Origin of the sequence: Flavobacterium succinicans (assembly GCF_001662485.1) — a bacterium.
Taxonomy (GTDB): domain Bacteria; phylum Bacteroidota; class Bacteroidia; order Flavobacteriales; family Flavobacteriaceae; genus Flavobacterium; species Flavobacterium succinicans_A.
This window is the reverse complement of record NZ_JMTM01000017.1, coordinates 104,378-126,773: the sequence shown is the minus strand read 5'-3', so window position 1 is coordinate 126,773 and position 22,396 is coordinate 104,378. Positions and strand designations below refer to the sequence as shown.

Below are 22,396 nucleotides of genomic sequence, written 5' to 3'. Positions count from 1 at the left end.
ATTGTTTTTTGATTGATGATTGATTGTTTTTCCTCACCCCGACCCCTCTCCAAAGGAAAGGGGAGTCAAGATTGAGTTTGTTTGTTTTTGCTATTGGTATAATTCCGAATACAAATCTTCTTCATCGGAACCGTTAAGACCGCTTTCGTCTTCCATTCCGTAAATGTTGGCTTCTGGTCCTTGCAATCCGTGGTCGTACAATTCATCTTCCAATGCGCCATTGAGACCGTTATTCATTTCAAAAACATTTCCTGCTTCGTCTATGAAAGTGCCGTTCAAGCCGTTTTCATCGTACTGGTAAATTTGACCATCGCCTCCCATGAAAGTACCTTGCAAACCTTCGTCACAAGGACAAGCCAAGCCTACAGCTCCTTTGATAAATCGGGTGGCTTTGCTATCGCCTGTAAGTCTAGTGCTCAAACTTTTATCGGCTATTTTTTTGATTCCTGTCAAGGCTTGCACCACAGCTGAACCCATCAAAGCACCTTTCAAAAGATTATCTTTTGTTGATGTTCCTCTGACTTTTGTGGCTCCAAAAGCCGAAGCTCCTGCCAAAACGATATTGATAATCGGACTTTCGGATTGGGGTAATAAAGTGCTAACGCCATTTGATACCGCACCTCCAACAACTCCACCGCCAATGATTGCTACTTCTTTATTCATCTTACTTTTATTGATTTAATTACGATTTACTTTTTGGTGGCCATGTAAATCCCTCCTCCCAAAACCAAGGCTCCCACAACATACAGCATAGTATTGTCTTTTGGTTTTTGTTCAACGGGTTTAATGGGCATTAACTCGCCAACGGGTTCTTTCTCATTCGTACTGCTTTCACTTACCTCACTTTGGTACGAACTCGTATCGGCACTTTGCCTTTGTTCATTCCCCATTTCAGGGGTAGCAAATGAAGCAGGCGTGATCTCGCTTACCGTGGTCAATTGTGGTCTCGGACGGTTCTTAATCGTATCTACCACTTGTTTGCCAATCGGTGTTTTAGACAATTGCACCGCCTTAGTTACGGCTTTGGATTTGGCTACTTTTCGAACCAATCTACCCGTTTTAGAATCCATTAGTTTGGAAGCTACGCCACCGCCAACAGGAATAAAACTCGCTGCTATAGGTGCAGCAAACTTCGCTACCTTGATTGTGTTTTTTAAGCTCACGTCTCGAAGCCTAATTTTTCTCAGGAATTTGGATTTTCCTAATCCTACTCCGCCATCATTTATAATTATCATACTGCATAGTTTAATTTGATTTTCCAAATACAAACGCTCCTCCAATTACCGCCACAATAGCCGATACCAACACCACATTTGAAGAGGGCTTTGCAAAGAAATTCGATTTCTTTGCAACGGTTTTGCGATTGCCTTTGGGAGCATTCAATCCAAAATGAGGTAAATTAACTTCGGTGTCGTGTGCCATGGTATGTATGGGTTCTCGGTTATTATTCGTCGTTCCGTCAATGATAAAATAGCCTTCGCTTATGTTGCCTGTTTCCTGATTCAAAGGCACGATGACATACACGTGGGTAAATAAATCAGGGCGAAAACTCGGTTGTTTTATTTGTCTTATGTAATGCCTAATCCCTAAATTCACTAGCAAACAACTGGCGAAAATCGAATAGGTTTTGCAATCAACTCCCTCGGCTCGTTGCTTGAACGCACAGGCTGGACTTCTTAAATTTTGCTCCATGCCATCCGCCTTGTACTGAATGTGATGGTACAAAAACCAGTAAATCTTGTCGCAGGTTTCTTTTAACGATTCCATTTGCAAAAGCGTTGCAACTTGCTTGGTTTGGTCGTTGTATTTAACTACCATTTCCTTTATCATTCGAACGGTATCAAAAGTATTGCCGTTGCCTAACTTTGTTTTATCACAAGCAACTTTAGGAAACAACGGCTCGTACTCTTGACCGCCTAATAGTTTTCGTTGTAACAAGCTATCAATGTCCATTTTCGTTTCGTTCTTGCATAGCGTATCAGGCTTTCTTTTGTTTCTTGAACTCAAAGATCAAAAGCTTTTTTTTAAGAATTTGACGGTTGGAGAGGATGGAACGGCTTTGCAAAGGATGGGGTAAAGTTGCAAAGGGTTTGTGAAGGAGATTGCAAATAAAATTGAAACAAAAGAAAACAAAAAAAATCCATAATTCTATAGCTTTTGATTAAATTAATTAACATTTATTGAACTAATTAACATTAATTTTACCAAAAAAGCCAAAAAATATTTATCTTTTTTAACTTCAACAAAAAATCTGAAAATATTAATTTTATAATTTTTTATTTCCCTAATATTGCATTATAAATCAATTAGTTCTATGAGTATACATCAAAGACCAACTTATTTAGATAATAAAAAAAACTTTTATTTCTAAGAAACGAGAATAAATCTTTTGGAAAAAAAAATCTAAAATAGTATTTTTTTTTTAGGAACTAAAAAACACGATAATTTAAAATAACATACACTAATTTAATGATTCAACCAATTAGTTTAAAGAACTTAAAAAAAACATATTTGTCAAAAAAAATGCTATTTTTTGTACTTATTTCAGTGTTTTTGAAAGCAAATGCACAAACTCAAACATTAAAAATAGAAGATGTCAATGAATATGTACTAAATAAATCTAATAAAGTAAAAATAATTAACAATAATTTCATGAGCGCAAAAATTGGATCAACCTTTTATGAAAAGTCTTTGTTGCCTGTTGTGTCATCCTCAATATCTCTTCCCTATCAAAGGTCAATTTCATTATTAGTTCAGCCTGATGGGAGTCAAAAATTTATTGAAAGAAATTTTATAAATTCAGTATTAAATTTAAATGTATCACAGGTAGTACCTTTCACAGGAGGCTCACTAAGCTTGTCTAGTTCATTAAATACTGCTAGAGATTTTAATAATAATACAATAAGTTTTTCTAGTAATTGGCTAAACATTTCATATCAGCAAGCTATAAATGGATACAATAGTTATAAATGGGATAAAAAATTGAATAGTCTGAATGGAAAAAAAGATTCTATACTTTATTTAAAAGAAAAACTTAAATTAAAGTATGATATTTCCAAGATTTATGTAGACACGCAATTATTCCAACTAAAATCAGATTTGATAAAGCAAAATATAGAAAAAACAAAAGCAGTATTGTTTGAACTAGAAGAAAAATTAAAATTTGGTAGGACAATAAAAATTGAAGTTGAGCAAACTAAAATTTTATTAGAACAACTAGTAGGGAAATTAGAAATAAATGATACAAATTACAAACATGGTATTGAATTATTAAAAAAAACAATGAATGATTCAAGCAATACATCATTTATTTTATCTCCTGTTAAGCAAGAGGATTTCATCATTGAAATGGAAAAAACTATTAAATCAATTAAAGCAAATGGATTTGATATAGAAAAAGAAACAAGAATATTGGAACTAAATTCCAAAATGGACAAAATAAAAAAAGAAGGAGCTGTAAATCTTAACATTCAAATGGGATTAGGATTAAATTCATCTTCAAATGAATTTTTAACACTTTATGATAAACCTACACAAAGTCAATTTGTTACTATTGGTGCAAGAATACCCTTGTTAGATTGGGGGCAAAATAAAAACAAATACGCTATCGCTAAATTAGATAATGCAAACTTGCAGTTATTATTGGCAGAAGAAGAACAAAAAATAGAGGAAGAAGTAGAAGATTTAATTCATTACAAACAATCTTTAGATTTACAACAGAAATCTTTAAAAAAACAAAGGAAGCTTTTTATAAGTGTCTCAGAAATGACTAATGAATTACTACTACTTGGCAGGAAAACAATTAGTGAATATAAATCACTTATTTCTGAAATATATAATCTTGAGGTAGAATATCAAAAAACAATAAATGACTTGTACTTATTAAAACTCAAAATAAATGAATTCAATTTAATTTTATAATAATTCTAATTTTTTAAACTATGTTAAAATCAAAGCAAAAAAAAAGAAAGCAAATCGAAGATTTGCAAACAGTTTTAGAAGTAATTAATCCTATTGAAAGTAAAAAAATATTAGGAGGTGACTGGTATACTGATAGATGGGCTGATGGACGATCAGATGGAAATGGTGGTATGATTTTAACATTTCACAATGGTAATGATGGTAGTTGGGCTAGTGGAGCTGGAACATTTGGAGGTACATATGACCCTTTTTATGATGGCTCGTATACTAGTGACTGGTATAATTATGGTAATGATAATACTGGAGGTGGTGGTGATAACGGCAGTAATCCAATTATTCTTCAGAATTTACCAGCTTCCGTTCCGAAACAATTTTTTCCAGGTGCATGCGTTCCAACAAGTGCTTCATTTGTTGCAAGTTTTTTTGGTTCATCACAAACTCCAGAATTTATGATGCATGAATACGGTTTAAAAAATAACATGACTCCATTACAAGAAGCATTAGCATTAAATAATGGTCTGGGGCATGATCAACAAGTAGCTTTCTTGTTACAACAATTTTATATGACAGGTGTGCAATCGATATCGCAAATGACAAATGCTATCGATAATAAGCATATAGTTATGGCTGCAACTATTGATAATAATGGTAATGGGCATGAGGTAACTATTGTTGGATATGACAATGCCACAAGTGAATTTACAATTGCCAATACTGCTACTGGAGCTTATGAGCAAATAAATTATGCAGACATAAGTTTAAGTATCCAATCATGGGAAATAACAGGAGTTAAACCATGATTTTAAGAATAATATTCATAGTTGCCTGCTTGCAGGCAACTATTTTATCGGCACAAACAGAAGATCAAAAAAAGTTAATATTTGAAAGAATAAATCAAGATACTAAGCGTAATGTAGTATTACGGAAAACGGAACATTTTACCAATAAAGAAGAATTTTTTAATAACGCTCAAATTATTCCGGTATATAAAATAAACCTAGATGAGAATAACAAACCGAAACTTACTCTAAATAAAAACTATTTTTTAGTATTTTATATTGGTCGCTTATATGTATTTATTGACAATGAAAATTCTAGATTGTTTGAAAACAGCCCAATTATTCAAACTATAAATAAGTATAATTCTGAAAAAAAACCTTTTAAAGTTGTTTATTTTACTGAAAATTTCTCGCTAGACAGAAAATTTCTAAATCCATTAATTACTGATAATGAATGCAATTATATTATAGAAAAAGATATTAACTATTCATTTTCAACATATGTTGAAAATAAATATGGTTCAATAAACAAACTCAAAGAGATAATTAACACAGACTCCTTGAGAGAGAATTTAAAAACAATAGATTATATTAATTATGTTAAAAATGATTATAAATCATTTGAATATAATTGTCCAAAAGATACTACACTTATATTAAAAAAGTTAATAAGTCAGATTAGAGTTTCGACAAAAAACTTCTCAGATGGTCAAGAAGCAAAACTATTATATAGAATCAATGAAAAATTAAAACCATTTGAAAACATTAGAAATCAATTAAAAAAGACTTTTAAAGAAAATAGATCGAGTGATTCAATCATAAAGGCTAATATTGATGAACTCAATTTAAAAGAAGATAAATACAAAAAAGATAGGTCAAATACTATTGGATTGTATGAATATAAAGTTTATGGTAGTAGTATAACAAATGAATTATTGGAAGTATTAACAGACGGGCAATTTATTGATTTTAAAAAATATATTGACATCATGAATCCAATAGTTGAGACCCTTAACCCTGTTTATAATAATAAGTATAGATATAATTACGGAAAAGAGATTTTAGAAAAAGAGAACACTATTAATAAAAATGATAATAAAGCATTCAAAGAATTTAAAAGCAAAATTCTTAATGACTGTGGTTGTCCTTTTGATGAAACAATAAAAAGAGAAATTATAATTAGATAATGGCTTACAAAATAATCAACAACTTCCTAAACAAACACTTTCAAGAAATCGAAAGTGTTGTTTTGTTTGGGAGTTACATCGACAATCCAAACAAGGCCAATGATATAGATTTACTTTTGATAAGCAAAAACTTCCTTTACTCAATCAAAGAATCATTTATTTTTGAAGATAAAAAAATAAATGTAATCAAACTTAATATTACAGAAGTCTTTGCTATTCTAGCAAAACACTACCAACAAGGAGATTTTTATAAATTAGTATTTACAAGAGGTGTCATAATTAAAGATAAATTAAAAGATGTTCAATTCGTAAAAAACTACATAAATAATTCGTATCCAAAAAAAGATGCAATAATTATTGCAAATGGTTTAAACGAATGTCAATATAAAATAGCCGAATCCATTGAAGTATTATGTAATCCACTAACACTAACAGCTTATTTTACAATATATTCGACAGTTATTTTCAATATAATTGATTGGGTTTTATTAACTAATAATATCCATAATGTTAAAGCCGATAATAAATATAAGAGCTTGTTTTTTAAAAAACAATTTCCAAACGAAAATTCAAAAATTGAAAATTTAATTTTGGTAGCACAAGAAAATAATCAGAAAATTTTTTTGAAAGAACTTGAATATTTAACAAAAGAACTAAACATTCCAATCAAAGAAAAATACTCAAATGATCTAATTTTCGATGATTATTCGCAATCAAGCTTGATTTTATACATAGAAAAACTGTTTGATTTTAATGAAATTCAACAATTAATAGATAAAATAAAATTTGAAAACAATGAACTTCAATTTTACATCTATCAAGTAGATGAAGATAATCAAGAAGAGGCAGGTTGCTATATTGTTATTGATAATTCCAATTTAGAGATTGACAACAATAAACTAAAATGGATTACATTTTTTCAAAATTTATTTTCAAATCAGCAATACACTTTTCCATATAACAATATTTTTTGCTATCCAGAGATCAAGTTTATTGGGAAAGAAAATCTAAAATTAGTAACTCAATTACTAACAAATAATTGCAATACAATACATAATAATAAATTCACAAAAGAAACTTACTTTTTGAGATGTATAACTGAATATATTTTAAAGTACGATATTAAAATTGACGATATCTACAACTATTATCTAGGAAAATTAAATGCCAAAACACGTTCATCAAATTATTTGACAAAAAATCAAAAAACAACAGAAATTAAATTCACATCAGCAAATCAAATTAATGAAAAAAGGCTATTACAACTATTTAGAAAAACAGAAAAATTAAACTTTAATATTTATTTTCCAATATTTAATGATGTTCCTATTTGGTTTCATTTTCAAGTAATTGATTTAATAATTAGCATAATTTTAAAAAACGACTTTCAAAAACTATTTTATATCCATTGTTTAAAACAAATAAATGTTCAAGTTTCCAAATTATAGACAATTAGACGGCAAAGATTGTGGTCCCACTTGCATACAAATCATAGCAAAATATTATGGCAAATTTATTTCTTTACAAGAAATCCGAGAACTTTCAGCAATTTCTAAAGAAGGCTTGTCTTTATACGAATTAGGATTGACTGCGGAAAGATTGGGTTTAAAATCACTTCCTATTAAAGCAACACTTGCTAATCTTCTTACCAAAATTCCTTTACCTTGTATTGCTCATTGGGGGAATAAACATTACATTGTAATATACAAAACAGATAAAAAATATATCTATGTTTCTGATCCACTTTTAGGATTAGTAAAATACACAAGAGAAGAATTCTTAAAAAGATGGGTCGGAATAGGTAATGAGGAATCCGAAAAAGGCATTTTACTACTATTAGAGCCTACGGACAAATTCAACGATATAAAGCCTACAACAAATCCATCAAAATTGTATGCGTTTAACTATTTTATGAGTCATTTAAAACCTTATAAAAAACAAACAACGCAGTTACTTTTAACAATGTTTGTGCTTACACTTATTCAAGCTGCTCTACCATTTATAACTCAGTCAATAGTAGATACTGGTATAACATCCAAAGATTATAATTTTATAACATTACTACTTGTAGCAAACGTTGTTTTAGTTATAAGTGTAAGTTTAGGTAATTGGATTAGACAATCCATTAATATTCACATTTCATCAAGAATAAAAATTTCAATTTTATCAAATTATATCATTAAACTTTTAAAACTACCTCTTGCCTATTTTGAAAATAAATTGGTTGGTGATATACTTCAAAGAGCATTGGATTATGATAGAATGGAAAACTTTATCATGAATTCTGCTTTTAGCATAATTCTTGCCTTTTTCAATTTATTGGTTTTTGGTGTTATTCTATTTGTATATCAACCCATTTTACTACTTGTCTTTATACTAGGAGCAGTGTTGTATATTACATGGACTTTGTTTTTTTGGAATATTAGAAAAAAAATGGATTTTGAATTTTTTGCACTAATGTCCAAAAATAATAGTCATTGGATTGAATTATTGACACATATTGAAGAAATAAAAAATAACAATTACGAACAGGGCAAAAGATGGTCTTGGGAAAAAGTACAAGTTAAACTTTATCACATCAATCTCAGAATATTAAAAATAAATCAAATTGATGCAGTAGGGAGCAATCTGATAAACACATTATCCGACATTGCCTTAACATTTCTAACAGTTTATTTTGTTATTGAAGGTGAAATAACTTTAGGAATGATGATCGCAGTACAATATATTCTAGGTCAGCTAAAAAGTCCTCTTTCTGCTATCATCCAATTCATTTCTTCCTACCAATCAGCGTTCATTAGTTTTACTAGAATAAACGAATCAACTAGTATCCCTGAAGAACAATTGGAAGAAAATATTTACCATAGAGCTTTACCCGAAACAAAATCTTTAACATTGAAAAAGGTTTATTTTGCATATAACAATACTGCAAAAAGCACTTTAAACAATATTAATCTTACTATCCCACAAGGAAAAATCACTGCAATTGTTGGAGCTAGTGGTAGTGGCAAAAGTACATTGTTGAAGATTTTATCAAGACTTTACAAACCAACTTCTGGAGATTATTTTATTGGCAATACAAATATGTCTTCAGTCGATCTAACTTTATGGAGAGAGAAATTAGGAGTTGTAAATCAAAATTCAGATGTTTTTAAAGAAACTATAAAAGAAAATATAATCTTAGGTAGTGAATACGAAATTGATAAATTTTATGAAGTTATAAAAAGAGTAAATTTATTAGATGAAATAGAGAGTATGCCAGCGGGTTTCAACACATTAATGGGAGAAAATGGAAGGGGACTAAGTGAAGGTCAAAAACAGCGTATCATGATTGCAAGAGCATTATACAAAAATCCTGATTATCTATTTTTAGACGAAGCCACCAATTCTTTAGATTCTATTAATGAAAGTATACTAGTTAAAAATTTAAATGAAATTTTTGAGGGTAAAACAGTAGTTATAGTTGCACATCGTTTAGCGACTATCAAAAATGCTGATAACATAATTGTTTTAGATAAAGGAGAAATTGTAGAAATTGGTAATGAAAAAGAACTATTATCAAGAAAAGGGTTTTACTATAGATTAATAAAAAATCAAATTATTTTAGAATCAAATGAATAATAAAATTAAGCATTCAGAAGACTTTACAGATACTATAAATCAATTTCCAAAATTTAATTCAGTATTATTTTATGCGCTTTTTGCAATAATTGGCATAACTATATTTCTACTTTCAATCATAAAATCACCTGAAATAATTATTGGTGAAGCTAAAGTAACCGCAGAAAAACCACCTATCGAAATCATTGCTCAAAATTCAGGGAGAATAATAATTAAAAAGTTTTCTTATCACAAGTTCTTAAAAAAAGATGATTTTTTAGCAGTTATTGAAAACTCTGCAAATGATAACGAAATATCCGAATTGAAATCAGTGTTAAAGAAATATCAAAACAACATTTTTGACTTAAAAATAGAAAATATAAAATTTGCAATGGATTATAAATTAGGAGAGATTGAAGAATCCTACTTAAATCTTCTAAATGTATTATATACATTAGATAAAGCAAAATCTGTAAATGAATACGACAAAAAGAAGAATGTATTAAACCAGCAATCTTCCAAATATTTTGAGATGCTTAACCAAAGAGAAAGTATAAAAAAAATAAAACATCAAGATATTTTACTTTTGAAGAATAAAGTAAAAGAAGATTCAGTCCTTTTTTCAAAAGGATTAATTGTAAAAGCTGAATATGAACAAAGCAATCACAATTATTTAAGAGAAAAAGAAAATCTAAAAAATTATGAAGCTAGAGATATTGAAAATAAATCAAGTATAAATGATAATCAACAGAATATAAGTCTTTTAAATTTTCAAGAAACAGCTAACATTTCAGATTTAGAAATGAAACTAATAAATACTTTCCAACAATTAACACATGTAATTAATCTTTGGGAATCAAAATATGTTTTAAAAGTTCCTCAAGATGGTATAGTAGATATGATGCAATTTGTTTCGTCTTACCAAACTATTAAACAAGGAGAACCTGTTTTTAGTGTTCTTCCAAATGATAATAAAGTTTTAGCTCACTTAATTGTACCTCCAATTGGTGCTGGTAAAATTAAAATAGGACAATCTGTAATCATTAAATTAGCCACCTACCCATATCAAGAATTTGGAAAACTTATTGGAAAAGTAAAATCAATATCTTTAATTCCAACTCAAAATTATTATCTTATAATGGTAGATTTACCGCAAGGTCTTATTAGTGACACGAATCAAACACTATCATTTTCAAAAAACATGATTGGTTCAGCAGAGATAATCACATCAAAAAGAAGTTTGCTTTATAAACTATTTGATAAAATCATAACTGCATTCGATAAAAAACCAACTGAAAATAAAGAAAAAGAAAATCAAAAAAAGTAATATTTTACGAGACATGGTTGATTTTCTTTAAAAATTGTTTGTTTTTCAGTTCAGCTTCTCGGTATTCGTTGAGTTTAATTTTCAACTCTTCGGATAACAAATAGCCGTCAGGAGTTCCGTTTCGGTCAATGAAAATCAACGCTTCTTCGGTCTTGATGTTTTTGGCATTCAATCGCATACCAGGGGAAATATCTTTTCGGGTTTCGTTGATAATGGAATTGATTTCACTTCGGATACACTTCTCAGGCATTTGGCTCAAATACAACTCTTGCAACTCTTTCTTGTTTCGGATATAGTAAAGTGTTTTTAGCATGTTTCTTGGTTTTAATTCAAATTGGTTAGTTGTTGATCGATATTATTTCGGGTTTTCAAAAGGACATTTTTTTGATAGGCATTTAAAAAAGCTATTTCCCAATTACAAACCAATAAAAGTGCCGTTGCTTCAAAAACTGTCATGCGAACGGAAATACAATTCTTGAAACTCAATTCGATTTTGTTACGAAGCTTTAAGGATAATTGTCTCAAAATATCCATCAAAATACAACTGACATAAAAATCAAAATTGCCTTTTCCTTTGCTAATTTGCTTTTCGGTTCGTTTCTGAATAAAAGCATTGATTTGCTCTCGTAGCACTTCGATTTCGTCTCGGGTACACTTTTTCAATTGGATACTGGTCATAGCTTTTTTTCGGCAATTAGGTTTCCATTCTCATAGAACTGGATGACATTGGTGATTTTTGCAAGGGCGTGTTTCTCGAATCGTCTTAGCATACTTTCTATAATGTGTTGTGAATTCCTTTTGTTTTGATTGATTGGCGACCACCAAACCGCATTTTCTTGCTTGCTTTTGGTAAGGATTACCATTTTAATTTTGGAAGCTTCGGGTGCAAATACTGGCATAGATATAAATGGATTAGGTTAGAATTCACTCAAATCATATTGTACAAAATCAGAAGCAGCAACTACTTTTTCATTGCTTTTCAAACACTTTTTTTCAATCATTTGGGGTAGCTTTTCCAAGTAGGTCGCTGGCAAATTCTTTTCGACATAATCAAATAACTGCGGTAGCGTGATTTTGTTTTTGAAAAAGCGGTTGACTTCATTCTCGCATTTTTTAGCGTGATTGATAGTTTCTTTTCTGCGTTGCGCATTACATTCCTGTTTCTTTTTTATGGCTTCGTATTTTGCTTTTCCTTGCAAATGCTCGTTCCATTTTACTTTGGTGTATTCAAAGCCGACTTCTTTTGCCGTTTTTCGGGTCATATCAAAATAATCGAAGGGAAATAAAGGCGGAAATTCATTTTTCACAAACCATTTTCTAGCCCATTCTGCACGCCAACGCATTTGCTGAATATCATCCACAATCGAAGCTTTATTAAAGGCTTCTCCTGTAAAAGCTATCCATTTGTATTCCATGTACAACGAAATTGCTTTTTTCCAAGAACCTGCAAAAGGTGTGGAATTCTTGTAGATTTTAGAAATACTCTTGAAAAAATCTTGGATTACCAATTGCCTAAAATCCTCTTTGAGCATCGTTCCTGAATATGCTTCTTTAAACAAATAGCGAATATCAATCGGTTTGTAATTGTTGTACTCTTTGTTGGCCAAGTTTACCGCCAATTCCTGAGGATGCAAGATTAAATTTTGCAGTTTATCCGATAAAGTATTCTCAATTTTAACAGTTTCCGCGCGCTCCACCTCGGTTGGATTTTGCATCTTGCTGGCTGGTGTTCTAGTAAAAAACAAATGAGAAGGCGTGACCGAAGGGAACTCCTTTTTAAAAAGAGAAATGTTTTTCACATTCTCTTTCTTTTGAGATTCATTTAAAGATGTTCTAGTACTCTCATTGTTATCAGGTAAAACTTTCTCGATTTCAGGACTAAGTTGTTGATTTTCAGTAGTTATTAATTTTGAGGTTTTGAGGTCTAAAACGGTCAAAATTTCAGGATTGATATGCAATTCTACGGGTCTATTTTGCCCTTTGAATACATAATCGACAAACACACCACATTCTTCCAAACGCTGTCTATGATTCCGAACCGTTTTAGTACAAAGAGCTAAACTATTCACTCCATTACGCTTCAACTCGGTTACTAAAAACGAATTGATTTTGAATTCTTCTATTGGTCGAATGGCTGTTACTCCCAGTTTCATATACTGTTCATTGCGCTTCATCAATTGAGAATTATAAAGATGGAGCAAGTTTTGAAAAACCAATTCTGTGGCATACTTAACCGCTTGGATTTTCTTTTTGCAAATAATCATTCCGTATTCATTGCAAAAATCATCTACACTTTGATTAAACGCTCTTGGTTTAAGCGATTGATTTTTCTTTGCAAAAAGGATGGAAAATGTTTTCTGAACCTCAGTAAGTTCATTATCCCTAAGAAATAGCCTAACCCTTTCGTTATGTTTGTCAATTAGATCATTCTCAGCATTGGTCTGAAAATTATAGCCTGCTATGTACTTACGGTAATTATCCATAGTAATGGAAAAGGCTTCCATTGCTATTGCGGGATATACCGCCATAATTCTATTTTCCAGTTGCAAAGAAGTTGCAACGGTCGTTGCAATGCTTTCAAGGGTTTTGTATTTGTGGTCTGTGTTTCCAAAACCAAAAAGATGAGAAGCTAATGAAAAAACATTGCTGTCTAAAGAGGGTTTTTTCATAGTGTTAGGATTTAACCCTGCTGTATCGGGCCAATAGAGCCCGAATACATCAAGGAATTATCAGCATTTGCTGGAGGTATTTTCAGGATCTACGTTTACTCTTGAATTGGGTAGCCAATAAATTTTCGGTTACACTTTCTAAAGTCCAATTCTGTAAGGGTTTTGATTTTCTAATTTTTCGGGGTTCAGGTCTTCCCACTTCTTTATCGATACACAAGGCAAGTTCTTTCAATTCCTCAGTGGAAAGAAAGATTTTCGCATTGTTAAGTATGGATAAGACTTTGGGATTGTTCATTGCCCTTAAACTTTAAATAATCGTTGACGTTTGAGTTGTAGTGCTTTTTTGGCTTTTACAGTTTTGTTTACTAATTGCATAATAGCCAATTCTACTTGTTCATTTTCACGCATTCCATTGACAAAAGTGCGGATGCTCTGTCTCGTGTAGTCTTCGCCAATAGCGTTTTTGATTTTTCTTTTTTTCAAATGCAAGGAAATTGTGGCTGAGTACTGCTTTCCTAAAGTTTTAATAATACAGGTTCTTTCTTGGTTGTTAATCATATTTCAAATTGTATTTGGTAACTAAAATCGTTTTGTAATTCTTTCAAGTCAGCATTCTCAATTTCAAAATTCCACGGCACATAAATGGTTCGAAGCGTTGCACTATAGCGTAATCCAGCTCTACGTAATTTTTGATGCAATCGGTAACGTCTATTTATTTTTTGGGTTCGTATCATATTGCTAGTGTACTATTTATACTTTGTGACGAATAATAATTCAATTATCTGCAACATTTTATACCATATAGCAATAAACTGCAATATATATTTGTTACATTTGCGGCTACAATTACGCTACAAAGGCGTACAAATAGCAATTTCAACTATTGCAAATATATGCAACAATTGCAATATTTTGCAATTTTTATAAAAAAATACCACAAATTTCCAAAAACAAATTTCATGCAACTGATTATCAAAGAAGTAAGAGAGAGTAAAAAACTAACTCAAGACGAAATCGTTGAACTTTCAGGCATAAAAAAGCGAACTTATGTAGATTATGAGAACGGAAAATCAGATATTCCGCTCTCTAAATTGCAAAATATAGCAAATGCCTTAAAAGTTAACCTGTTTGAATTGTTTGAAGGCTATAATGAAACCTTAGCCGAAATGAGCCAAAATAGCTTATTAACAAAATTGCAATTTGAGAATGAAGCTTTAAGAAAAGAAAATGCTGAATTAAAAAAAGACAAAGCCTTTTTACAATCACTCTTAAAACCGAATGACCACGATAAAAGTCAACCCGCATAGTGATATGCGAGTGGTTTGGAAGAGAGAGGAAGAGAATGTTTATTAACAATAAAGATTATTATATTTTTTTTAAGACAATTTAATTTAAACAATATGAATATTTTTTCTAAAAAACTTTCCTCTACAGAAGTTGAACAATTACCTATTGATCCTATTGATATTTTTCAAGGTCTTTTGCACAAAGATGGATATTCATATTTGAGAGGAATTCAAGAAGAAGTTTTAAATTCTTGGCATCAAATAAGAGAACAAAGAGATGTTCTTTGTAAAATGAATACAGGTTCAGGCAAAACCTTGGTAAGCTTATTAATGTTACTTTCTAAAATGAATGAGGGAATAGGTCCATCACTATATTTATGTCCTGATTTACAATTATTGGAACAAGCTAAAATTCAAGCTAATTTATATGGTATACCTGTTTGTGAAATAGAAGAAAAGAATAGTTTTCCATCTGATTTCCATAATAGTAAAAGTATTTTATTGTGTACTTTTCAAAGATTGTTCAATTCAAAATCTATTTTCAAAAGAGATAATATTACCCTTGGAGCGATAGTTATTGATGATGCGCATAGTTGTTTAGATTTAGCAAGAGAAGCTACAACATTGAAATTACCACGAAATCACAAAGCCTGTGAACGAATTATTAAATTGTTTGAAGCTGATTTAAAGGATCAAGCTAAAGGAACTTATAGTAGATTAATCGATGGAGATCCATATGCCAGTGTTTTAAAAGTACAATATTGGGTATGGATTGAAAAGATTGATGAAATTATATCTTTATTGAATGAATTTTCAGATGATACAGAACTAAAATTTAAATGGGGTTTAATTGCTGATGATTTATTGTCTTTTGATTGTTTTTTAGGTCCTAAAGGAATTGAAATAGCACCAATTCATGTACCATATCAAAATGTTATATCATTTTATGAAGCAAAGCACAGATATATTTTATCTGCCACATTTGAAGACCAAATAGATTTAATAAAAGATTTCGGGATAGACAAAGACAGTATTCTAAATGCTTTAATTCCTAAAAACAGGAAAGATTTAGGACAAAGATTAATTTTAGCACCGAAAAGATTTGATCCTTCACTATATGAAAAAGACATTCACAATTTAGGAATCAAATATTCTAAATCTAATATAAATGTTGTTGTGTTAGTTCCATCATTTACTAGAGCTGAACCATGGATAAATGCTGGAGGTGTTGTTCTTAATGATGGCGATATAAATGTAAATATTAATAATTTAAAAAAAAACAATGGCGGTTTACATATACTTATTAATAGATACGATGGTGTAGATTTATCAGGTGATATGTGTAGGGTTCTAATATTAGATGGTTATCCTGCTTTTACATCATTAAAGGAATTATATTCAGAAATGAGATTAGAAAGTGTAAAAGCATCATTAAAGGCACAAATAATAGAACAAGGCTTAGGTCGTGGCGTTCGGTCTGGTAGTGATTATTGTTCTGTAATACTAATGGGTAATGATTTGTTACAATTTCTTGGAAATAAGATAAATATGAAATATTTTACAGCAGTTACAAGAAAACAACTAGAAATTGGCTTATCGTTATTAGATGAAGAAAACAAAGAAAATTCAATAAATACAATTTCTGAAACCATGAATCTATGTTTAACTCAACATCCAGATTGGAGAACTTATCATTCTCAAAATATTTCAAAAGTTGAAATAGATGAGTTGAACGATGAAAAAATTAAAAATATAAACATTGCACAAATTGAAAAGAAGGCTATAGATTTATTTCGTTCGAGAAATTATGTGGCAGCTAAAGATGAAATTTTAAATAACATTATTAATAAAATAAGTTTAACTGAAAAACAAAAAGGATGGTATTTTCAATTCGCAGCTCAACTAACCTATTTAGATAATAAATTAATATCAAATGACTTACAGATTAAAGCATCTTCTTTAGCTCCACATATGTTGAAGACTAAACTTGGATCTAATTACACCAAAATTAATATAAATGAAGAACAAGCTTCTAATGTTTTAAAATTTATAAGCCAATTTGATAAATCACAAGATTTTAAAATTTATTTAGAGGAATTACTATTGAACTTCAGATATACTCCTGATATTAATGCTACTAAATTTGAAAATGCTCTTGCAAATGTTGGTAGAATAATTGGTTTCTATGCACAAGAACCTGAAAATGATTTTGGAAATGGCCCTGATGTTCTTTGGGGTATGACTGATATGCATTATTTAATATTAGAAGCAAAATCGATGGCGATTCATACTGAAATAACTCGTGATAATATTGGTCAGTTATTACAGTCTGGTGAATGGTTTAAAAAGCAGTATGGTGATGCAACTAAACACACATTGGTAACATTACAATCGCCAAATTTTAAAGGATTTAATGTCAATCCTAGTGAGAACACAAAAGTAATTGATGATGTCGCAATTGAAAAAATTAGAACTAATTTATCTCAATTTGTCAATGCAATAGTAAGTACTGGTATAAATGCAATTACAATAGTTGAAATATCAAAACTACTTATTGCTCATGATTTTACACCAACTTCATTTAGGAAAAATTATTTGAACGATATTATAGTTAAAAAAAGATGATTTCAAAAAAACATAAATTTGAGATAAACGTTTAAAAAAAGAAAGTTTGCAAAAAAACAACAATTAATAGTTAATCAAAAATTCATCTTACCTTTGATTATATAAGGAAAATTCAATAACAAAATTGCATACGGAAACGCATACGATTTGTGTCCATTTCAACTAAATTAGCTCTCGGGAACCCCTGTAAACACTGAAATTAATTTTTCATTTCCGAATTCATAACCCTGAGGTCCCGAGTTCAAATCTCGGTCTCGCTACCAAAAGCCTCAAATTTACTATTTGAGGCTTTTTTTTGCGCTCTATTTACCTTTCCTTTCCAATCAATCAATCAATCAATCAATCAATCAATCAATCAATCAATCAATCAATCAATTAATCCATCAATTAAAGTCAAATATTAGCATTTGTTAATTTTTACCAAAAAGAAAGCCTCAAAAATTGTGTGATTGATTTTCTTATTATATTTGATGATATAAAAGTTAATCAAACCTAAATTCTAATAAAATGAAAAAAGTAGCCGCAATTTTAGCTTTTTCATTCTTTGCTTTATCAACACAAGCACAAGAAACTCCAGCTAAAGAGAAAACAAAGAAAGAAGCAACAACTACAAAAAAAGAAGCAACAAAAACAAAGACCGAATGCAAAGCAGAAGGTAAAAAATGTTGCTCTTCCAAAAAAACAAAATAAAAAAAAGCCTCAATCGAGGCTTTTTTTTAATCTAGAATTTTTCTACTTTACTCTAACACTCCATTCAAAATCCATTTCAGAAACCTGTACTCCCTTTTCATCGGTTCCAATGGATTTCATCCAAAAGGTTTGTCCCTCACCTGTTGCGACAGTTTGTTTTATAGCCTCCTCGATTAAATGTCCATCATTACAAATAAAGGTGATTCTTCCTGTAGCCTTTTTGGTAAAATTTCCTTTATTATTAGCCACTAACATGGATATTTTTCTTCCGCTTTTTTGAATTTGATACATTACTAAAGCTCCTGTAGACAACTCTGCCGCCATGGCTTGAACAGCAAAATACATAGAATTAAACGGATTTTGATTAATCCAGCGGTGCTTTACACTAACTACACATTGTTTTTCATTAATAGACTTTACTCTTACTCCACATAAAAATGCTGATGGCAATTTAAAAAGCAAGAATTGATTCAATTTTGATACGTTTATTTCCATTATGTATTGGTTTTTGGGTAAAAATACAAAAAAATACTATGCATACATATAAAAATAAAACTTAGTCCTTCTTCAAAACTCTTTAAAGCTAAAATAGCACTAAACAACTGTAAAACAGTGCAAAACCTTTAACATATAAAAGATTAAGACATATTTAATGTGTTAATATTTTGTTAATATTTACTACTATGCGATACAAGATACTTTCTTTTAGACATATATTTGCATAAGAAATTACTATATACTTTAAATCATGGAAACATCTTCAGAAAAAAACATTGCAACATTTACTCACCTGAGTACACTGAGCCAGTATATAATTCCTTTTGGAAATTATATCTTCCCTATTTTGATTTGGACTTCAAAAAAAGATCAATCAGAATTTGTAGACCATCACGGAAAACAAGCTATTAATTTTCAATTGAGTATCCTTATTTACTCTTTGGTTATGGCAGCAATTGCATTACCGATATTAATTTTTACTGTTTTTAACAATATGACCTTTGATGAATTCTACCACAATCAAGGATTAGTGATGAGAAATTTTAATTTTGAAGACCACATTGGACTTATTACAGTTGGAATCATCGCTGCTCTTGCTTTTGTTGGATTCAAAATAGCAGAATTCTTTTTAATAATTATTGCAGCTGTGAAAACATCAAATGGAGAAAAATACCAATATCCATTCACCATTCCCTTTATAAAGTAATCAATTATAAAGTAGTATATAGTAGTCTAATCAACACTATAAATCATCTCAACTATCACCTGTAATGGAAAGTAATCAAAAAACGAACAGTTCTAATCAAACAAAAAATCAAAACGAAAATTATGAACATTGAAAACACAAAAGCCCAGATGCGTAAAGGTGTTCTCGAGTTTTGCATCTTATCTGTATTAAAAGAAAAAGATGCCTACACTTCTGAAATATTAGACACTTTAAAAGACGCAAAATTGTTAGTAGTTGAGGGAACCATTTATCCTTTGCTAACTCGATTAAAAAATGACGGATTACTCCACTACCGTTGGGAAGAATCCACCTCAGGACCACCAAGAAAGTATTATGGTCTTACCGAAATAGGTCAAACCTTTTTAACTGAATTAAGCGGCACTTGGAATGAATTATCCGAAGCCGTAAGTCTAATAACCAACCAAAAACAATAGTCATGAACAAAACTGTAAATATAAACCTAGGCGGAATGTTCTTCCATATCGATGAAGATGCATACCAAAAATTAACTCGCTATTTTGAAGCTATAAGACGCTCTTTGTCTAAATCTTCTGGTCAAGAAGAAATCATAAAAGATATCGAAATGCGCGTTTCAGAATTGTTGAATGAAAAACAAAAGAGCGACAAACACGTTGTAGGTCTGAAAGATGTAGACGAAGTTATCGCAGTAATGGGACAACCAGAAGATTATATCATTGAAGAAGAATCAAGTAGCTCTCAAAAATTTAATGAGTATAGCACTAGAACCACCAAAAAATTATACCGCGACAAAGAAAAAGGAATGATTGGTGGTGTAGCCACAGGTCTTGGACATTACTTCGGAATCGATGCGGTTTGGTTAAAAATTATGTTCCTAATCTTTGTTTTCGCTGGATTTGGTTCAGGGATTTTGGCTTATATTATTCTTTGGATTGTGACTCCTGAAGCCATCACTACTTCGGAAAAACTAGAAATGACTGGCGAGCCCGTAACGATCTCTAATATTGAAAAAAAAGTGCGTGAAGAATTTGAAAACGTATCTGGCAAATTCAAAAATGCCGATTATGACAAAATGGGAAACCAAGTAAAATCTGGAGCCGAAAAACTGGGAAACTCTTTAGGTGATTTTATTATGACTCTTTTTAAAGTTTTCTCTAAAGTTTTGGGTGTTATTTTAATCTTGACAGGACTTTTCACTCTAGTTAGCTTATTTATTGGGGTATTTACATTAGGCTCTTCAGCATTTATCGATTTTCCTTGGCAAAACTTTGTTGAAGCTGGGAACTTTGCTGACTATCCAATTTGGAGCTTTGGTCTATTGATGTTTTTTGCTATTGGAATTCCTTTCTTTTTCCTTACTGTATTAGGATTTAAACTATTGTCACCAACAATAGGTTCTATCGGAAATATTGCCAAATATAGTTTATTGGCTTTATGGTTAATCTCTGTTGCCATCTTAATCTCTATTGGAGTAAAAACTGCTACTCAAGTGGCGTACGATGGAAAAACTGTAGTAAAACAAAATATTCCTTTGAATGCAAACGATACTTTGTTCGTGAAATTCAGATATAATGATTATTACACTAAAGATATCGACGATCATACTGAATTTGAGTTTGTTCAAGATTCTGCGAACAACAAATTGATCTATTCTAATAATGTAAGCTTGAGAATTTTATACACCGATGAAAAAACACCTTACATTCAAATTGAAAGAACGGCTAAAGGAAAATCGTTTCAAGACGCAAAATTCAGAGCTGAAAAAATTCAATATGGTATAAAAGTAGAAGGAAATCATTTGTATTTAGACAATTATTTGTTGACCGATGTAAAAAACAAATTCCGTGATCAAGAAGTAGAATTGTATTTGTATTTACCAGAAGGGACTTTATTAAAACCAGATGCATCCGTACAAAACTATGATCGTTCAGATAATGATTTCTTTAATTTACACTATAGCTCAGACAAGTACATTTACAAAGTAACTAATTCTCAAATAAAATGTTTAAATTGCCCTGAGGATGAAAGCGAATGGGATGATGTAGAAAACGATTCAACAGCTACTAATGTTACCATCAATGAAAATGGCATTTCTATTAAAAAAGATACTTTAATTAAATCCAATAAGGATATAAAAGAATTAAAAATCAATAAAGACGGAATAATCATCAAAACCGAATAGTCATGGTAAAGATCATCACCATAGTAGCAAAATTTATCATTGTTACCTTAGTTGCTTTGCTTTTTGCTTCCTGCAATTTAGTAACCAACATGAATTCGATTACCGGTAGTGGTAATGTAACCACCGAAAAGAGAATTGTAAATGGGGATTTTAAAAGTATTGAAGTAGGAAACGCTATCGATTTGGTTATTGAACAAGCCGATAAAGTTGAGATTATAGTAGAAGCCGATGATAATTTGCAAAAAGAAATCACTACCAAAGTAGAAAACGGAAAGCTTATTATTGGATGCAAATACAGTTCTTTCTTGAATATCACTTCGAAAAAAGTAATTGTTCGAGCTCCTATCATTGAAGGTATAGAAGCCAATAGTGCTTCGACTGTAAATAGCAAATCAACGCTTAAAGCTACGGAATTCAAGATTGATGCATCGAGTGCGGCTTCTTTGGATTTGAACGTAGAATCTGAAAAAATAATTTGTGATTCTGGAAGTGGAAGTAGTATTGAATTGAAAGGTAAAGCCATTAGTTTACAAACCAGTTCTTCGAGCGGAAGTTCTATTAATGCTGGCGAGTTGTTGGCAAACGATATCAAATCAGAGGCTTCATCAGGAAGTATTCAATCGCTTAATCCATTAGTGAGTCTTGATGCCGAAGCGTCTAGTGGAGGAAATATCTCCTACAAGAATAAGCCGAAAAGCCTGAAAAAAAGTGAAAGTTCTGGCGGTTCAATAAGCCAAGAATAGTTAGTAGTTGATACAAAAAAAGTCCTTCTTCGTGAAGGACTTTTTTTTGTAATACAAATTCAGTATGTGACTAAACATGAGACCATTGCGGCTCTATAGCCCCGATCGCAGTGGAAATCCTTTGTTGCCGGGGTTCGGCAACAAAGATTGTAGCGAAGAGCGGGACTTTGCTCACAAAAAAGC

General features: G+C 30.8%; 24 protein-coding genes. 13 read left to right on the top strand and 11 right to left on the bottom strand.

What is annotated here, in order from left to right; genetic code table 11:
- Nucleotides 1-90 precede the first annotated feature (90 nt).
- Genes FLB_RS02700 through FLB_RS02690 form a run of 3 tightly spaced genes read right to left on the bottom strand, consistent with a single transcriptional unit; the run spans nt 91 to nt 1,953 of the window.
- Complete coding sequence (locus tag FLB_RS02700) at nt 91-663, bottom strand: hypothetical protein (protein ID WP_064714422.1); 573 nt, start codon at nt 661-663, stop codon at nt 91-93.
- Between the two features lie 26 nt (nt 664-689).
- A complete protein-coding gene (locus FLB_RS02695; RefSeq protein WP_064714421.1) occupies nt 690-1,235 on the bottom strand; it encodes a hypothetical protein in 546 nt (181 codons plus the stop codon).
- Between the two features lie 10 nt (nt 1,236-1,245).
- The gene (locus tag FLB_RS02690) at nt 1,246-1,953 is read right to left on the bottom strand and encodes a hypothetical protein (protein WP_157490519.1); all 708 of its coding nucleotides are present in this window, start codon (nt 1,951-1,953) and stop codon (nt 1,246-1,248) included.
- A 516-nt stretch (nt 1,954-2,469) separates the two neighbouring features.
- On the opposite strand from FLB_RS02690, the gene FLB_RS02685 reads away from it, so the two are divergent.
- From FLB_RS02685 to FLB_RS02660, 6 genes are all read left to right on the top strand, one after another.
- The gene (locus FLB_RS02685) at nt 2,470-3,921 is read left to right on the top strand and encodes a TolC family protein (RefSeq protein ID WP_064714419.1); all 1,452 of its coding nucleotides are present in this window, start codon (nt 2,470-2,472) and stop codon (nt 3,919-3,921) included.
- Between the two features lie 62 nt (nt 3,922-3,983).
- Nucleotides 3,984-4,721, top strand: coding sequence for a C39 family peptidase (locus tag FLB_RS02680; protein ID WP_197488926.1), 738 nt, complete (start codon nt 3,984-3,986; stop codon nt 4,719-4,721).
- Nucleotides 4,718-5,887 (top strand): hypothetical protein, encoded by a 1,170-nt coding sequence (locus tag FLB_RS02675; RefSeq protein WP_064714417.1) that lies wholly within the window; start codon nt 4,718-4,720, stop codon nt 5,885-5,887. Before FLB_RS02680 ends, FLB_RS02675 begins: the two co-directional genes overlap by 4 nt.
- The gene (locus tag FLB_RS02670; protein WP_064714416.1) at nt 5,887-7,335 is read left to right on the top strand and encodes a nucleotidyltransferase domain-containing protein; all 1,449 of its coding nucleotides are present in this window, start codon (nt 5,887-5,889) and stop codon (nt 7,333-7,335) included. Before FLB_RS02675 ends, FLB_RS02670 begins: the two co-directional genes overlap by 1 nt.
- Nucleotides 7,313-9,508 carry a peptidase domain-containing ABC transporter gene (locus FLB_RS02665; protein WP_064714415.1) on the top strand — a complete coding sequence of 732 codons (2,196 nt, stop codon included), beginning with the start codon at nt 7,313-7,315 and terminating at the stop codon, nt 9,506-9,508. The genes FLB_RS02670 and FLB_RS02665 overlap by 23 nt, the downstream gene beginning before the upstream one ends.
- Nucleotides 9,501-10,814, top strand: coding sequence for an HlyD family efflux transporter periplasmic adaptor subunit (locus FLB_RS02660; protein WP_064714414.1), 1,314 nt, complete (start codon nt 9,501-9,503; stop codon nt 10,812-10,814). Before FLB_RS02665 ends, FLB_RS02660 begins: the two co-directional genes overlap by 8 nt.
- 4 nt (nt 10,815-10,818) lie before the next feature.
- Here the strand turns inward: FLB_RS02660 and FLB_RS02655 are convergent, their stop codons facing one another.
- From FLB_RS02655 to FLB_RS02625, 7 genes are all read right to left on the bottom strand, one after another.
- Nucleotides 10,819-11,127, bottom strand: coding sequence for a hypothetical protein (locus tag FLB_RS02655; protein WP_064714413.1), 309 nt, complete (start codon nt 11,125-11,127; stop codon nt 10,819-10,821).
- Nucleotides 11,128-11,138: 11 nt separating this feature from the next.
- A complete protein-coding gene (locus tag FLB_RS02650; protein ID WP_064714412.1) occupies nt 11,139-11,492 on the bottom strand; it encodes a hypothetical protein in 354 nt (117 codons plus the stop codon).
- A complete protein-coding gene (locus FLB_RS02645; protein ID WP_064714411.1) occupies nt 11,489-11,713 on the bottom strand; it encodes a hypothetical protein in 225 nt (74 codons plus the stop codon). Before FLB_RS02645 ends, FLB_RS02650 begins: the two co-directional genes overlap by 4 nt.
- Nucleotides 11,714-11,731: 18 nt before the next feature.
- Entirely contained in the window at nt 11,732-13,483 is a 1,752-nt protein-coding gene (locus FLB_RS02640; protein ID WP_064714410.1) for a hypothetical protein, read from the bottom strand.
- 82 nt (nt 13,484-13,565) lie between these two features.
- The gene (locus FLB_RS02635; RefSeq protein ID WP_064714409.1) at nt 13,566-13,778 is read right to left on the bottom strand and encodes a hypothetical protein; all 213 of its coding nucleotides are present in this window, start codon (nt 13,776-13,778) and stop codon (nt 13,566-13,568) included.
- A 5-nt stretch (nt 13,779-13,783) separates the two neighbouring features.
- Complete coding sequence (locus FLB_RS02630) at nt 13,784-14,041, bottom strand: hypothetical protein (RefSeq protein ID WP_064714408.1); 258 nt, start codon at nt 14,039-14,041, stop codon at nt 13,784-13,786.
- Nucleotides 14,038-14,217 (bottom strand): hypothetical protein, encoded by a 180-nt coding sequence (locus FLB_RS02625; protein ID WP_064714407.1) that lies wholly within the window; start codon nt 14,215-14,217, stop codon nt 14,038-14,040. The genes FLB_RS02630 and FLB_RS02625 overlap by 4 nt, the downstream gene beginning before the upstream one ends.
- Nucleotides 14,218-14,442: 225 nt before the next feature.
- Here FLB_RS02625 and FLB_RS02620 point away from each other — a divergent pair, with 225 nt between their 5' ends.
- The 3 genes from FLB_RS02620 (at nt 14,443) to FLB_RS02610 (ending at nt 18,084) form a co-directional block, all read left to right on the top strand.
- Nucleotides 14,443-14,790 carry a helix-turn-helix domain-containing protein gene (locus FLB_RS02620; protein WP_189318523.1) on the top strand — a complete coding sequence of 116 codons (348 nt, stop codon included), beginning with the start codon at nt 14,443-14,445 and terminating at the stop codon, nt 14,788-14,790.
- Nucleotides 14,791-14,883: 93 nt separating this feature from the next.
- Nucleotides 14,884-17,394 carry a DEAD/DEAH box helicase gene (locus FLB_RS02615; RefSeq protein ID WP_064714405.1) on the top strand — a complete coding sequence of 837 codons (2,511 nt, stop codon included), beginning with the start codon at nt 14,884-14,886 and terminating at the stop codon, nt 17,392-17,394.
- Nucleotides 17,395-17,901: 507 nt separating this feature from the next.
- Nucleotides 17,902-18,084 (top strand): hypothetical protein, encoded by a 183-nt coding sequence (locus FLB_RS02610; protein ID WP_064714404.1) that lies wholly within the window; start codon nt 17,902-17,904, stop codon nt 18,082-18,084.
- 42 nt (nt 18,085-18,126) lie between these two features.
- Here FLB_RS02610 and FLB_RS02605 read toward each other — a convergent pair whose 3' ends face one another.
- Complete coding sequence (locus tag FLB_RS02605; protein WP_064714403.1) at nt 18,127-18,579, bottom strand: DUF4442 domain-containing protein; 453 nt, start codon at nt 18,577-18,579, stop codon at nt 18,127-18,129.
- A gap of 253 nt (nt 18,580-18,832) precedes the next feature.
- On the opposite strand from FLB_RS02605, the gene FLB_RS02600 reads away from it, so the two are divergent.
- The 4 genes from FLB_RS02600 to FLB_RS02585 all read left to right on the top strand — a co-directional run bounded on the left by FLB_RS02600 (nt 18,833) and on the right by FLB_RS02585 (nt 22,213).
- Nucleotides 18,833-19,288 carry a DUF4870 domain-containing protein gene (locus tag FLB_RS02600; protein ID WP_064714402.1) on the top strand — a complete coding sequence of 152 codons (456 nt, stop codon included), beginning with the start codon at nt 18,833-18,835 and terminating at the stop codon, nt 19,286-19,288.
- Between the two features lie 122 nt (nt 19,289-19,410).
- Nucleotides 19,411-19,743, top strand: a complete 333-nt coding sequence (locus FLB_RS02595) for a PadR family transcriptional regulator (protein WP_064714401.1) — start codon at nt 19,411-19,413, stop codon at nt 19,741-19,743.
- A 2-nt stretch (nt 19,744-19,745) separates the two neighbouring features.
- Nucleotides 19,746-21,470: a PspC domain-containing protein gene (locus FLB_RS02590; protein WP_064714400.1), complete on the top strand. Its 1,725-nt coding sequence runs from the start codon at nt 19,746-19,748 to the stop codon at nt 21,468-21,470.
- Between the two features lie 2 nt (nt 21,471-21,472).
- Nucleotides 21,473-22,213: a head GIN domain-containing protein gene (locus FLB_RS02585; RefSeq protein ID WP_064714399.1), complete on the top strand. Its 741-nt coding sequence runs from the start codon at nt 21,473-21,475 to the stop codon at nt 22,211-22,213.
- Nucleotides 22,214-22,396: the final 183 nt, after the last annotated feature.